We start from the raw sequence: 13,144 nt of genomic DNA on the forward strand, positions 1-13,144 counted from the left end.
CGCTACCCTAGTACTACAGTGAAACCTATCTGGCAGGCCCATTGGGCGTACCGATGTTCCTGTGGGGCTGGATCGGCCACGGCTTCGTGGTGCTGGTAACCATCATGATTTTTGCCCGCCAGTGCCTTGCGCGCCCCGAATACCAGAGCCTTGACGCACCGCAAGGAGAAGAGCAATGAGCGCGCCGGTTTCCGCATTGATCCAGCCGACGCCGCTGCCGTTTTTCATGATGCTGCTGATCTACTTTGCCATCATCGGCGGCATCGGCTGGTATGCCGCCAAGAGTACCAAATCGCTGAAAGACTTCTTCGTGATGGGCGGCAAGGCCGGTGCGGTCGTGAGCGGCATCGCCTACTTCGCCACCCAGTACTCGATGAGTACCTTCATGGGCGTACCGGCAGTGGCCTACGCCAACGGATATGCCGGCCTGACCATCTCGGTGCCGGGTCTCGCTTTCTCGATGATCATCCCGGCGCTCTTGGTGGGACGCAAGCTGATGCAGCTGTCGCACCAGCATGGCCTGCTGACCATGACCGACTATCTGGCCAGCCGCTATGACTCGCGCAAGCTGGGCATTTTGCATGCGACCATGATGGTGGTGTTCCTGATCGGCATGATAGGCGCACAGACCGTCGGTGCCGGCGTGATCGTGCATACCTTCACCGGCCTGCCGGAGTGGGTCGGCGTAGTCGGCATGGGCATCATGGTGATTCTGTACTGCATGACGGGCGGCATGAAAGGCGCGATGCTGACCGACGTGCTGCAAGGCGGCCTGATGGTGGTGACCGCCATCGTCACCTTCGTCGTGTCGGTACAGGCCGGCGGCGGGCTGGAAAACATCAATGCCGCCTTGCTGGCCAAGGGCGAGCAATACCTGTCCCATCCTGGCGCAGCGGGCAAATATCCGTGGACAGCCTACTTATCGATGATCGTGATGTGGAGCTTCTTCACCATCGGCCAGCCGACGCTGTTCACCAAGTTCTACGCGATGCGTGACTACCGCACCATGTACAAGGTGGTCATCCTGGGCACGCTGGGCATGCTGGTTTCCGCCACCCTGATCGAATGGTCGGGCGTGATGGGCATCGTCAGCCTGCCAGGCCTTGCCGGCAAGGAAACCGATTTCATCGTGCCGATGCTGCTGCAGCAGAACCTCAACCCTTATCTGGCCGCCATCCTGATTGCCGGTATCGTCTCGGCCGGCATGTCGACCATCGACGCGCTCCTGGTGGTCGCCACCGGCGGCATCACCCGCGACATCTACCAGCACGGCATCAACCCTCAGGCGAGCGACGAGCAGATTTTCCGCCTGTCGCGCTATGTGACCGTAATCATCGGCGTGGCCGGCATCCTTGTCGGCATCACCAAGCCTGCCTCCATCTTCGAGCTGATCCGCTTCTCCTTCGGCGGCCTCGGCATCTGGGTCGCGCCGGTCATCCTCGGCATGTACTGGAAGCGTGCGACGCTGGCTGCCGCCTTCTCCGCCGCCATCGTTGGCCAGGCGATCTATGTATCGCTGGCACTGTGGGGCAAGCACCTGACCATGGGTTTCGATCCGCTGATTATCAGCTGGATGGCCACCATGGTCCTGATGGTGGTGGTCAGCCTCGCCACCCAGCCGGTCAAGCGTGAAGTGCTCAGTCGCCATTTCGCCTTCGCCTGACGCAAGGCCCACCCGCCAGCCTGTTGCCGCTGGCGGGTTTTTTATTCAAGACAAGACACAGGAACAGATATGCAACGCCCAGAATTCGCGCTGGCCATCCATGGCGGCGCAGGCACCCTGACCCGCAGCACGATGAGTCCCGGGCAGGAACAGCAATACCGCAGCGCGCTACAGCTTGCCATGATTGCAGGCCAGGCTTGCCTGGCTAGCGGCCAAAGCGCACTGGATGCAGTCTGCGCGGCAGTAGCCGTCATGGAAGACAGCCCGCTCTTTAATGCCGGCCGTGGCGCGGTGTTTACGCATGAAGGCCACAACGAGATGGACGCTGCCGTCATGACAGGTCCGCAGCGCGATGCCGGCGCAGTCTGCCAGCTGACCGGCATCCGCAATCCCGTGCTGGCAGCGCGTGCGGTCATGGAAAAATCCAACCATGTACTGCTCACCGCTGCCGGTGCCCGTGCCTTTGCCGAACAGGCCGGACTGGAAACCGCCCCGGCCGAGTATTTCCATACCGAAGCGCGCTACCAGCAACTGCTGGCGGTGCGTGACAGCAACGCGGCAGTGCTAGACCACGACGGCGCGCACAAGCTGGCGTTCGCCGACAAGAAGTTCGGTACCGTCGGCGCCGTAGCGCTGGACCGCTATGGCCATCTCGCCGCAGCCACCTCGCCCGGCGGGCTGACCAACAAGCGCTGGGGCCGTGTCGGCGACAGCCCGGTCATCGGTGCCGGCACCTGGGCCGACGACAAGGTCGCCATTTCTGCCACCGGCACCGGCGAAGTGTTCCTGCGCGCCAGCGCCGCGCACGAGATCAGTGCACGCATGCGCCATCTGGGCGAAAACGCGGCCACGGCTGCCGCAGCCGTGATGGCCGAACTGGGCACAATGGGCGGTCAGGGCGGGCTGATCGTCATCGATGCCCACGGCCATATCGCCCTCCCCTTCAACACCGAAGGCATGTACCGCGGCCAGCTGGTCGCCGGCGGCGAGATCGAAGTCGCCATCTACCGCGACGCAGAAAGCTGAATATGAAAATTGCCGACATGAACTGGATGCAGGTCGAAGACTACCTGCAAACCGACGACCGCTGCCTGCTGCCGCTGGGCAGCATCGAGCAGCATGCCTATCTGAGCCTGGCGACCGACGCCCTCCTGGCCGAACAGGTGGCGCTGGATGCGGCAGAGCCCTTGGGCATTCCGGTGTTTCCGGTAGTGAACTACGGCATTGCGCCCTATTTTTCCGCCTTCCCCGGCACCGTCACGCTCAAGCTCTCTACCTATCTCTCGCTGGTGCGCGACCTGCTGGACAGCCTGGCAAACCAGGGCTTTCGCCGCATCGTGATCGTCAACGGCCATGGCGGCAACTCGCCGGCGGCAGGCCTGGCAAGCGAATGGATGGCGGCCAACCCCGAGGTACAGGTGAAATTCCACAACTGGTGGAATGCGCCGCGGACGCTGGTCTGCGTGAAAGAAATCGACCCGCAAAGCTCGCACGCCTCGTGGATGGAAAGCCTGCCGTTTACCCGGGTGGCCGGCGCCAATCCGCCTGCCGGCGTCAAGCCGCTGATCGACTTCGCGCGCTACGCGGTACTGAACCAGAAACTTGCGCGTGAATATATCGGTGACGGCAATTTCGGCGGCGCCTATCAGCGCCCGGACGAAGATGTGCTGAAGATGTGGGCGATCGCGGTCGAAGAGACGCGCGCCCTGCTGCAGGGGCCGTGGCGATGAACGCGCCGGCGCCCATTCTGATCTGGGGAGCAGGCGCCATGGGCGCGACGCTGGGCGTCTACCTGCTGCGCGCCGGCCGTGCCGTGCGCTTTGTCGATGCCAACCCCGCGCATGTTGCTGCCCTGCGCAATCAGGGCCTGAGCATCACCGGCCCCATCCTGCAGCAGCACTTTGACGTCGATGCCTGCCTGCCCGAGAAGGTCCAAGGGCGCTACCCGCAGGTGCTGCTGGCCACCAAGGCGCTGCATACCCGCGCCGCCTGCCGCCAGATCAAGGCGCATCTGACCGACGATGGCGTGGTGGTCAGCGTGCAGAACGGCCTGAACGAACCGGTGATCGCCGAAATACTCGGCGACGAGCGCACTTTCGGCTGCTTCGCATTTATGCCGTCAATACCGGTGGCGCGTTCTGGTGCGCGCAGGCGGTGGCACCAGGCATGAAGGCGCGTGGCCGTGGCCGCATCATCCTGATTTCCAGTGGTGCGGGGCTGGGCGTAAGCCTGACCGGCATCCAGGCCTATGCCTCGGCCAAGGCCGCCCAGATCGGCCTTGCGCGCCAGCTGGGGCACGAACTGGGGTCCTTCGGCATTACCGTCAACAGCATCGCACCCGGCTTTATCCGCTCCAACCCGGCCACCGAACGCCAGTGGCAGGCCATGGGCGAGAGCGGCCAGCAGCGGCTGATGGACAATATCGCCATGCGCCGCCCCGGCCGGCCGGCCGATATAGCCCATGCCGTGCTGTTTTTCGCTTCGGACTACGCCAGCTGGATCAACGGCCAGGTGCTGTCTGTCGATGGCGGCAAATAACGGAAAAAGGACTGGCTATGCAGCGGCAGGCACCCTTGCTCTCGGCCACGCTGGGCGCGCGTGAACTGGAGATCGCCCGCGCGGCCCGGCACGAACCCGGGCTGTTGGCGGGAACGCACGCAACCGAATGCTGGGATGCGCAGTTCGGGGACTGGCTGGGACGCGGCACCGCGCGCGCCATGATGGGCGGGCGCGCCGCCCTGTTGGCGGTCACACGGGCGCTGGGACTGGGTGCGGGCGATGGCGTGATCATTCCGGCCTTAACCTGCCAGTGCGTGCTCAATGCGCTGCGCTTTGCCGGCGTCACGCCGCAATACGCCGATATCGAGACCGGGGGCTTCGGGCTGGATGCCGCCGCAGTCGCGCGCGCGATCACGCCCGATACACGGGCGATACACGGGCGATACACGGGCGATCATGATCCAGCACAGCTTCGGTCTGGTCGGCCAGCATTTCGAGGCCCTGCTCGCACTCGCACGCGAACGCAATCTGCTGGTGATCGAGGATTGCGCGCACGCGCTGGGCGCACGCTGGCAAGGACAAAAGCTCGGCACCTTCGGCGATGCGGCGGTGTTCAGTTTCGAGCGCAGCAAGATCATCACCACCATCCACGGCGGGATGGCGGTAGTGCATGGCGCGGCGACTGCGCACGGCTGCAGCGGCTGGCCGCAGAAGCACCGCTGCCGGCGAGCGAACTCACCTTGTCGCAACTGGACAGTGTCGAGCACGACTACTGGGTGCGGGTCGCAAACGACCCTGACAGGGCAGCATGGGCACGCGCGCATTTTGCCGCCACCCTGATGCCGCAGATGTGGCCCGAGGAGTTCCGTGGCGAGCATTTCAGCCGCTACGAGGAGCGCATGCCTTCGGCCATCGCCCTGCTGGCCCAGAGCCAGTTTGTGCAACTGGAGAACATTCTTGCAGCCCGGCGCAAGCAGGCACTGCGCTGGCAGGCCTGGGCCGGCGGCGCAGGCTTTGCCACGGCCAGCGTGCTGCCCGGCTCGGAACCCGCCTGGCTGCGCTTTCCGTTCTGGCGCGATGCCGCGCTCAAGGCCGATCCGGCAGCACTGGCGCGGGAACTGGGGGTCGAGATCGGGGTGTGGTTTACCACGCCGGCCCATCCGGTGGCCTCGGTACAGGCACACTGCCCGCAAGGGATGGCAGCCTGCGCACGCGTGCTCAACCTCCCTACCCTGCTGCCAGCAGGCCACCCCTTTGCCACTTGAGCGATGAATCGTGCCGGCAAGAAAAGCGTGCTGGCGCAAGGTCTCGTCGCGCGGCGCCGGACAGCCTTTCCGGCCTGGCCGCGCGGTCTTTCGCGACGTAGCGAGTCTGCACGCGTCACATTATATAAATTTTTATAAATATATACATGTGCATTAATAATTCTTGCATAGTAATCGCTTGCAATTAATAATGAACCCGTAACTTTGAGTAGAGGTTGCACTGCCTATCAGTATGCGGCGGGAGCTTGAGCCCGATGATCGCCGCAAAAAGGAGTCAGTGCCGAAGTGGTCACGCTGTCAGGCGTGATTGCTGGGGCCATTTCTAACAGGAATGGCACTGCCATAGTCTGAGCAAACTATGGAGCGCTACTGAAAGGGCGGAAGTCTCACTCTGACACCCTGTGTGTCTGCTATCTTCTTTGCCTATCGGTAGGTCTCCACCTGTAACGAACATAGGTGATACGAGATCATGGAACTTATCCAGTATTCAGATTCATTGCTTTCCGTTCTGCCGCCTTTGGTCGCGGTGACGCTGGCCATTACCACCCGTCGCGTCGTGCTGTCGCTAGGGCTGGGCATATTAGTCGGCGCGCTACTGGTCACCGGCGGTGACCTTCTGGCTGCCGGACAATATGCAGGGCAGTCGGCACTGGCGATTGCCTGGAGCGACGGCATGCCCAACTGGGGCAGCGTCAATATCCTCCTCTTTCTGGTCCTGCTGGGCTGCCTTATTGCCCTGATGACGCTGACCGGCGGCAGCCGGGCTTTTGCCCTGTGGGCACAGCAAAGAATCAAGACCCGGCGGCAGGCCAAGCTGATGACCGGCCTGCTGGTTTTCCTGTTTTTCATCGATGACTATTTCCATAGTCTGGCCGTCGGCACCATCTGCCGGCCGGTCACCGACCGCTACCGCATTTCTCGCGCCAAACTGGCCTACCTGCTGGATTCGACAGCCGCCCCGGTCTGCGTGATGACGCCGGTTTCATCGTGGGGCGCCTATATTGTCGCCCTGATTGGCGGCATTCTGACGGCGCACGGCATCCAGGACCACAGCGCTTTCTCCGCCTTTATCACCATGATCCCAATGAACTTCTATGCCCTGTTCACGCTGCTGCTGGTGATTGCCACCATCATCTGGCCGCTGGACTTTGGCGCGATGGCCCGGCACGAAGAACAGGCCGGAAAAGGCATCCTTTACGACCACAGCAAAGGCACGCCGCCAGGCGCCAGCGAAACGCTGGAAGCCATGTGCAACGGTCAGGTTCGCGATCTGATTCTCCCCATCGTCGCACTCGTCATCACCACCATCTACTTCATGATCGCCAGCGGCGCCGACAGCCTCGCCCAGAGCAATACGGCATTCAGCGTGCTGGGCGCCTTCGAGAACACCAATGTCGGCCTGTCGCTGGTCTACGGCGCACTCGGTGCGCTGGCCGTTGCCGCCGCCCTGTCCTTGCGTTTAGGCATGCCTTTGCGCCAGTGGCTGGCCGTACTGCGCCACGGCATCGTGGCCATGTGGCCGGCACTGCGCATCCTGCTGCTGGCCTGGCTGATTGCCGCGGTGATACGCGATGTGCAAACCGGAAAATATCTGGCCTCGATGGCACAACTGGCGATGCCGGTCTGGCTGCTACCGGCGGTGCTGTTTATCCTGGCGGGCGCCATGGCATTTTCAACCGGCACCAGCTGGGGCACCTTCGGCATCATGCTGCCGCTGGCCGCTGATCTGGTGATGGTAGCCGAACCCGCCTTGCTACTGCCTTCACTCTCTGCCGTGCTTGCCGGCGCCGTTTTTGGCGACCACTGCTCACCCATTTCCGACACCACCATCCTGTCGTCAACCGGTGCCGCCAGCCATCATATCGACCACGTGCTCACCCAGCTGCCCTATGCGCTGCTTGTTGCCAGCAGCTCGATCGCGGCGTATCTGGTACTGGGCGCGACCGGCTCGGTGTGGCTGGGATTGCTGACCTGCTCGCTATGGTTTGCGCTCAGCCTGGCTTTTCTGCATCTGCTTAACCGCCGCCGCGCCCAGGCCCATGCTGTCCTGGCCACCGCAGCCATTTAAGCCGCTGCTATTCACGATCTGCTGCGCGCAGGCGCACAACGTTAAAAACGGCTTTGAAATGCGCATGTACCCTCTCTGTACATGCCGCTTTCCCAGCCGTTTTTGTCTTGTCCCGCGCGAGATGGCGAACACATTCCAAGCCGGATGTCCGGGGACAGCCGGGCAGCCCGACTATCCCCGGCCTTGGCGTTTACTGCCCGGACGGCTGCGCAGCGGCAGCCGGCGGGATGCCCACATCCACCCTGACCTGCCTGACCTTGCCGTTGAACACGCCGCGGCTCACGCCATATTCCTCGCTCACCGGCGTGCCGTTATCCATGCCGACATCGGCGGTCTCATCGGCCGAAAAAATGCCCGGCTGGGTGCGCGCGATGCGGCCGCTGGCCACCTGCTTGCCATTGACCGCCAACTTGCCTTCGCCGCCCTTACCCTGCCCGCCGCCATCATAGACAAACTCGAAGCGCAGGCTTGAACGGCCCGCCGGCAAGGATTCGCCCGAGACGATGGTCGTTCGCGTCTGACCAAGGAAGTTGTAGGTGTAGGCCGGCTTGCCGTCCTTGACATACAGGGCCCAGCCGCCAAAGCGCCCGCCCTGAGCCAGGATGACTCCGTTGCCGCCGCCTGCCGGCACCTCGACCTCGGCCGTGATGGTCTTGGACTGGTTCTTGATATTGATGAAGGCATTTTCGGACAGATCCTTCATGCCGTCACTCAGCGTCAGCGAAGTGCGTCCGCCCATCAGGTCAGGCCGGCCTGCGCTGGCCGGATTCAGCCGCTCGAACAGGCGGTCATCCAGCGGCAGCACATGGTTGGCGCGCGCCTCGACCAGAAAGGCCTGTTGCAGCGCTTTCAGCTTCTGGGGCTGGCTGGCAGCCAGATCATTACTCAGGCTGAAATCATTACGGGTATCGAACAGCTCCCAGCGGTCGTCCTGCAGGGGTGCTCTGGGCTTCGTCTCCCATGGCGCGCGGTGTATCGTGCGGGCGAACCAGCCATCCTGGTAGAATGCCCGGTTGCCGAAGATCTCGAAATACTGCGAGGTACGGGCCGGCGCTGCCGGATCGGTAAAGGAAGCCAGCAGGCTCTTGCCCTGGATAGGCGTCTGTTTCACCCCATCCACCACCTTGGGTTCAGGCAGGCCGGCCGCAGCCAGAATAGTCGGCGCGATATCGATCACATGGGCAAACTGGCTGCGCACCTGCCCGTTCGCCTTTACCTTGGCCGGCCAGTGCACGACCATGCCGTTACGCGTCCCGCCGAAATCGGAAGTGACCTGCTTGGTCCAGGCAAACGGCGTATTCCCGGCGACCGCCCAACCCGCCGCCATATGCGGGTAAGTGCTGGCATCACCCCAGGCATCGATCTTCTTGAGCATATCCGGCACCTGCTCCTCGACGCCGTTGAAATAGGTCATCTCGTTGAGCATGCCGTTGGCGCCGCCTTCGGCACTGGTGCCGTTATCACCGGCGATATAGAACACCAGCGTGTTATCGAGCTCGCCCGATTCGGACAGCGACTGGATCAGCCGGCCAATTTGCTCGTCGGTATGCTCGGCAAACGCGGCATAGACCTCCATCTGACGGGCATACAACTTCTTCTGCTCCGGCGAGAGCGTCGCCCAGTCCTGGATAAAGGGCGGCTTGGACGCAAGCCGGGTATCCGGCGGCACCACGCCCTGCCGGATCTGGCGCGCCAGCGTCTCTTCGCGCAGCTTGTCCCAGCCCTGATCAAACTTGCCCTTGTATTTGTCTATCCAGGCCTTGGGCACATGATGCGGCGCATGCGTCGCGCCGGGCGCAAAATAGACGAAGAACGGCTTGTCCGGCGTCATGGCCTGCTGGAAATTGACCCACTGGATGGCCTTGTCGGTCATGTCGACGGTGAAATGGTAATTGGGGTCATCCGGCACTTCGACCGTGCTCATCCCGTCGTAGATCACCGGAGCCCACTGGTTGGTCTCCCCGCCCATAAAGCCGTAGAACTTGTCGAAACCCGAGCGGGTCGGCCAGCGGTCGGTCGGACCGGAGGGGTTGACCTCCCAGGCCGCCGTTTCATGATTCTTGCCGAAATGGGCGGTGCTGTAGCCGTTGTAACGCAGCATCGCCGCCAGCGGTGCCACACTCAGTGGCCGCTGGCCGGTGTTGCCAGGAAATCCGGTTGCCGTCTCGGTGATGCTGCCCATATTGCTGACATGATGGTTGCGCCCGGTGAGCAGCGCTGCGCGCGTCGGCGACGACAGTGCCGTGGTATGGAAACGGTTGTAGCGCAAGCCATTTTCGGCCAGCCGGTCCAGGGCGGGCATCGGCACCGGGCCGCCAAAAGTACTGGGAATACCGAAACCCATATCATCGATCAGGATGATCAGCACATTGGGAGCCCCATCGGGCGTCTTGATGCTAAAAGGCGGCGGCATTTTCGCGTTGCGGGCATCCAGCGTGTCATAGGTCGGCGGCACCGGCTCATGGATCGGCAAGACCGTGCGATCCGGCGCGACCGCGGCTGCCGAGGCAGTAGAGACGGCCAGCGCACCGGCCACGGAAAGTGCCCTGTTACAGATGTTCTTCATACGATACTCCCGAGATGTAACGACAAAGGAATTCATCCGGCAGACGGCACCCGGATCAACAGCGGGCCCTTGATCGCCTCCATGATGCGTGCAGCAGGCTGGCCATGGCTGACCAGTGTTGCCATCGCATGCATATAGCGGTCGATATGGCGAAAATACTGCTTGTAGCCGGCACACAGATAGTTGAGACCCGCTTCCCCGTCCGGCGCGGTGATAAAACGGTTTTTCGGACATTCGCCATGGCAGGCAAAACGGTAGTCGCACTGTCGGCAGTACTGTGGCAGCCCAGCAGACTTGGCCTGTCCGAAAGCCTGCTGCGCGGGGGAATCGGCCATGGCCGGCAGTTCATCCTCGCAAAGATTGCCCAGACGGTAATCCGGGTACATGAAGTGGTCACAGGCATAGACATCGCCATTGTGTTCCAGCATCAAGGCCCGGCCGCAGTTATCGGCAAACAGGCAGACCGTAGCCGGCAGTTGCAGCCAAGCCGCCAGCGCCCACTCGAAATTCATCACATGGACACTGCCGACATCGTGACACACCCATTCATCGAAGATGGCGATCAGGAATGCGCCATAGGCCTCGGCCCCCACCGTATGCGGGCTGACGGCCACCGCATTCATTGAGATGCTCGCGCGTCCGCAGGCGGGTGGCTCGGCGAAGCTCAGGCCGCGCGAACTATCCCGCTCGGCCGCAACACGTTCCACCACCGGGTTGAACTGGATATGGCGTACCCCGGCCTCCTTCAGAAAGCGGTACACCGGCAACGGTGCACTGGCGACGGCCGGCGTCACCGTCACCAGTATGTTGAACTCGATCCGGTAGCGCTGTAGCAACCGCAAGCCGGCCATCACCGCATCAAAGGTCGGCGCGCCACGCCGGTCAATACGCTGGCTATCGTGGATCTCGCGCGGCCCGTCAAGACTAAGGCCGACCATGAAGCCGGCCTCGGACAGAAAAGCGCACCATGCCTCATCCAGTAGCACACCATTGGTCTGCAGGGCATTGCGGATGGTCTTGCCGCCTGCCAACTCCTGCTGCCAGGCATAGGCACGCTGGTAGAATGCCAGCCCCCGCAGCATGGGTTCCCCTCCTTGCCAGGTAAACAGCACCTCGGGCCCGGGCTCATGGCGGATATTCTGTTCGATATAGGCGCGCAGCACTTCGTCGCTCATGGCAAAGCGCTGCGTGGGCGGAAACAGCGATTTTTTTTCCAGATAGAAACAGTAATGGCAATCAAGATTGCAAACTGGTCCGACCGGTTTGGCCATCAGATGCACGGCTCGCATAACACCCCCTGAACATATTCAGATCGTAAATGGAAACCTAACGCTACCATTTATTTGAAAAGCATAATTGTCAACATAGCACCTCGCGCGAAATGTTCAGCCGTTACAGTCAAAATTTCGACACACTTGGACCGTCGGCAAGAATGCCCCCCTCCACAAAAAGGTATGTCCCTCTATCCATCGTTTCGTCAACATGGCAAAGCCAGACTTAACTTTGGCAAGGTCCCGGTTGTAAGCTGGTAACGTTGATTTCGGGTTTTGTGTCTGCTGCTCGGACGTGTTTCAGCCTGGGCTGCTGCCGCGTGAGCATCGTTCATCGTCGACAGCAAACCCCTCCCGTGCGGGACATCACCATTTTATTCTCTGTGCCGGATATGCCGCGCCCGGTACCCGTCACCGTCAGAAATCTGAGCAAAAATTCTTATAAGTTAAATAATGTAAATGTCGTGTGACGAATAACTGATTCGAGCGCTCAATGATGCCTGTCAAACGAATTCAGATCTCCATCCTATGGCTGTCTTGTTGCATCAGTCTGGTCCTGCCTCCCCTAGCTCAGGGCGCAGAAGCGGCCCGGCCATTACGTATCGGTCTGGTACTGGGCGGTGGCGGCGCACGCGGGGCCGCGCATCTTGGCGTACTCGAAGTGCTGGAACGCCTGCGCGTGCCGGTCGCTTGCATCGCGGGCACCAGCATGGGCGCGCTGGTGGCCGGTGCCTATGCCTCCGGTGTGACACCCCAGACGATGAAAAAAGAAATGGCGGCAGCGGACTGGAACGACATGTTCCAGGACAACCCGACCTTTTCCGAGCTTTCCTATCGCAACAAGCGCATCTCGCAGCGTTTCTTGCCCGGCTCGGAAACCGGAGTCAAGGAGGATGGCCTGCAATACCAGTCCGGGGTGGTCGCCGGGCAGAAGATCAAGCTGTTTTTCAACCAGCTGGTGCATGCCGATCGCGGGGAACCGCAGATCCAGGATCTTCCCCTGCCCCTGTCCATTGTCGCGACCGATATCGGTAGCGGCGGCCGGGTGGTACTGCGCGAAGGCAGCCTGACCCAGGCGATGCGCGCCAGCATGTCGGTGCCCGGACTGATGACGCCGGTACAGCTAAACGGACACAAGCTGGTCGATGGCGGGCTGGTCGATAACGTGCCCATCGCCGAAGTGCGCGAGCGCTGCTCGCCTGATGTGGTGATTGCGGTCAATGTAGGCTCGCCCCTGCTCAAGCCGGACGAGATCGACTCGCTGCTGTCGGTCTCGGCACAGATGGTCAACATCCTGACCGAGCAGAATGTCAGCCGTTCGCTCTCGACGCTCAAACCCGACGATATTTATATCCAGCCGGACCTTGAAGGCATCAGCGCCGGCGATTTTCCGCGCAATGCGGAAACAGCCGAACGTGGCCGGATCGCGGCAGAAGCTGCGGCCGCAAAACTGGCCCGCTATTCGTTAGACGAGGCCAGCTACCAGCAATGGCGCCAGCAACTGGAAACCAAGCCGCAGGCGCTGCCTCGTATCGATGAGATACAAGTCGCAGATCTGAACTATGTAAACAAGGCAGTGGTTACCCGTCATATCGAGCAGCAGCCGGGCACCAGTGTGACCCCCGAGCTGGGGCGCGGCCTGCTCAGGGCCTACGGCGATGGTTTCTACGAGCATGTCGACTATGCCCTGCTCGGCAACCGGGAGCGCACCATCCTGCGCATCACGCCGGTGGAGAAAAGCTGGGGGCCGGATTATCTGCGCCTCGGGGTCAACCTCGAAAACACCTTCGACGGCAATGCCAGCTACAGCCT

The 13,144-nt window shown here is 62.0% G+C and carries 11 protein-coding genes, 1 pseudogene and 1 riboswitch; of the genes and pseudogenes, 10 read left to right on the forward strand and 2 right to left on the reverse strand.

Features of this window, described 5'->3' with window-relative positions; genetic code table 11:
* Positions 1-53 precede the first annotated feature (53 nt).
* The 9 genes and pseudogenes from ACRC1E_RS06825 to ACRC1E_RS06865 all read left to right on the forward strand — a co-directional run bounded on the left by ACRC1E_RS06825 (position 54) and on the right by ACRC1E_RS06865 (position 7,495).
* A complete protein-coding gene (locus tag ACRC1E_RS06825; protein ID WP_438514360.1) occupies positions 54-179 on the forward strand; it encodes a hypothetical protein in 126 nt (41 codons plus the stop codon).
* Entirely contained in the window at positions 176-1,663 is a 1,488-nt protein-coding gene (locus tag ACRC1E_RS06830; protein WP_438514361.1) for a sodium:solute symporter family transporter, read from the forward strand. The genes ACRC1E_RS06825 and ACRC1E_RS06830 overlap by 4 nt, the downstream gene beginning before the upstream one ends.
* A gap of 69 nt (positions 1,664-1,732) precedes the next feature.
* A complete protein-coding gene (locus ACRC1E_RS06835; RefSeq protein WP_438514362.1) occupies positions 1,733-2,689 on the forward strand; it encodes an isoaspartyl peptidase/L-asparaginase family protein in 957 nt (318 codons plus the stop codon).
* Between the two features lie 2 nt (positions 2,690-2,691).
* Positions 2,692-3,393 (forward strand): creatininase family protein, encoded by a 702-nt coding sequence (locus tag ACRC1E_RS06840; protein WP_438514363.1) that lies wholly within the window; start codon positions 2,692-2,694, stop codon positions 3,391-3,393.
* Complete coding sequence (locus ACRC1E_RS06845) at positions 3,390-3,833, forward strand: ketopantoate reductase family protein (RefSeq protein WP_438514364.1); 444 nt, start codon at positions 3,390-3,392, stop codon at positions 3,831-3,833. The genes ACRC1E_RS06840 and ACRC1E_RS06845 overlap by 4 nt, the downstream gene beginning before the upstream one ends.
* On the forward strand, positions 3,818-4,201 hold the full coding sequence (locus tag ACRC1E_RS06850) for an SDR family NAD(P)-dependent oxidoreductase (RefSeq protein ID WP_438514365.1): 384 nt from the start codon (positions 3,818-3,820) through the stop codon (positions 4,199-4,201). The genes ACRC1E_RS06845 and ACRC1E_RS06850 overlap by 16 nt, the downstream gene beginning before the upstream one ends.
* A gap of 17 nt (positions 4,202-4,218) precedes the next feature.
* Positions 4,219-4,563 (forward strand): annotated as a pseudogene (locus tag ACRC1E_RS06855) (DegT/DnrJ/EryC1/StrS family aminotransferase); the annotation flags it as partial.
* Between the two features lie 55 nt (positions 4,564-4,618).
* The gene (locus ACRC1E_RS06860) at positions 4,619-5,002 is read left to right on the forward strand and encodes a DegT/DnrJ/EryC1/StrS family aminotransferase (protein WP_438514370.1); all 384 of its coding nucleotides are present in this window, start codon (positions 4,619-4,621) and stop codon (positions 5,000-5,002) included.
* Between the two features lie 626 nt (positions 5,003-5,628).
* A riboswitch (Lysine riboswitch) is annotated at positions 5,629-5,804 on the forward strand.
* A 92-nt stretch (positions 5,805-5,896) separates the two neighbouring features.
* Positions 5,897-7,495, forward strand: coding sequence for a Na+/H+ antiporter NhaC family protein (locus ACRC1E_RS06865; RefSeq protein WP_438514366.1), 1,599 nt, complete (start codon positions 5,897-5,899; stop codon positions 7,493-7,495).
* Positions 7,496-7,685: 190 nt separating this feature from the next.
* On the opposite strand, the gene ACRC1E_RS06870 is transcribed toward ACRC1E_RS06865, so the two are convergent.
* Complete coding sequence (locus tag ACRC1E_RS06870; protein ID WP_438514367.1) at positions 7,686-10,061, reverse strand: arylsulfatase; 2,376 nt, start codon at positions 10,059-10,061, stop codon at positions 7,686-7,688.
* Positions 10,062-10,093: 32 nt separating this feature from the next.
* The gene (locus tag ACRC1E_RS06875) at positions 10,094-11,350 is read right to left on the reverse strand and encodes an anaerobic sulfatase maturase (RefSeq protein WP_438514368.1); all 1,257 of its coding nucleotides are present in this window, start codon (positions 11,348-11,350) and stop codon (positions 10,094-10,096) included.
* 475 nt (positions 11,351-11,825) lie between these two features.
* On the opposite strand from ACRC1E_RS06875, the gene ACRC1E_RS06880 reads away from it, so the two are divergent.
* Positions 11,826-13,144, forward strand: a 1,319-nt coding sequence (locus tag ACRC1E_RS06880) for a patatin-like phospholipase family protein (RefSeq protein ID WP_438514369.1), incomplete at its 3' end; no start/stop codon positions are given.

This window comes from Craterilacuibacter sp. (genome assembly GCF_051659485.1).
In the GTDB taxonomy this organism is placed as follows: domain Bacteria; phylum Pseudomonadota; class Gammaproteobacteria; order Burkholderiales; family Chromobacteriaceae; genus Craterilacuibacter.

Coding starts and splice junctions, on each gene's coding strand:
- ACRC1E_RS06825 (WP_438514360.1), top strand. CDS start 54: ATGTTCCTGTGGGGCTGGATCGGCCACGGCTTCGTGGTGCTGGTAACC.
- ACRC1E_RS06830 (WP_438514361.1), top strand. CDS start 176: ATGAGCGCGCCGGTTTCCGCATTGATCCAGCCGACGCCGCTGCCGTTT.
- ACRC1E_RS06835 (WP_438514362.1), top strand. CDS start 1,733: ATGCAACGCCCAGAATTCGCGCTGGCCATCCATGGCGGCGCAGGCACC.
- ACRC1E_RS06840 (WP_438514363.1), top strand. CDS start 2,692: ATGAAAATTGCCGACATGAACTGGATGCAGGTCGAAGACTACCTGCAA.
- ACRC1E_RS06845 (WP_438514364.1), top strand. CDS start 3,390: ATGAACGCGCCGGCGCCCATTCTGATCTGGGGAGCAGGCGCCATGGGC.
- ACRC1E_RS06860 (WP_438514370.1), top strand. CDS start 4,619: ATGATCCAGCACAGCTTCGGTCTGGTCGGCCAGCATTTCGAGGCCCTG.
- ACRC1E_RS06865 (WP_438514366.1), top strand. CDS start 5,897: ATGGAACTTATCCAGTATTCAGATTCATTGCTTTCCGTTCTGCCGCCT.
- ACRC1E_RS06870 (WP_438514367.1), bottom strand. CDS start 10,061: ATGAAGAACATCTGTAACAGGGCACTTTCCGTGGCCGGTGCGCTGGCC.
- ACRC1E_RS06875 (WP_438514368.1), bottom strand. CDS start 11,350: ATGCGAGCCGTGCATCTGATGGCCAAACCGGTCGGACCAGTTTGCAAT.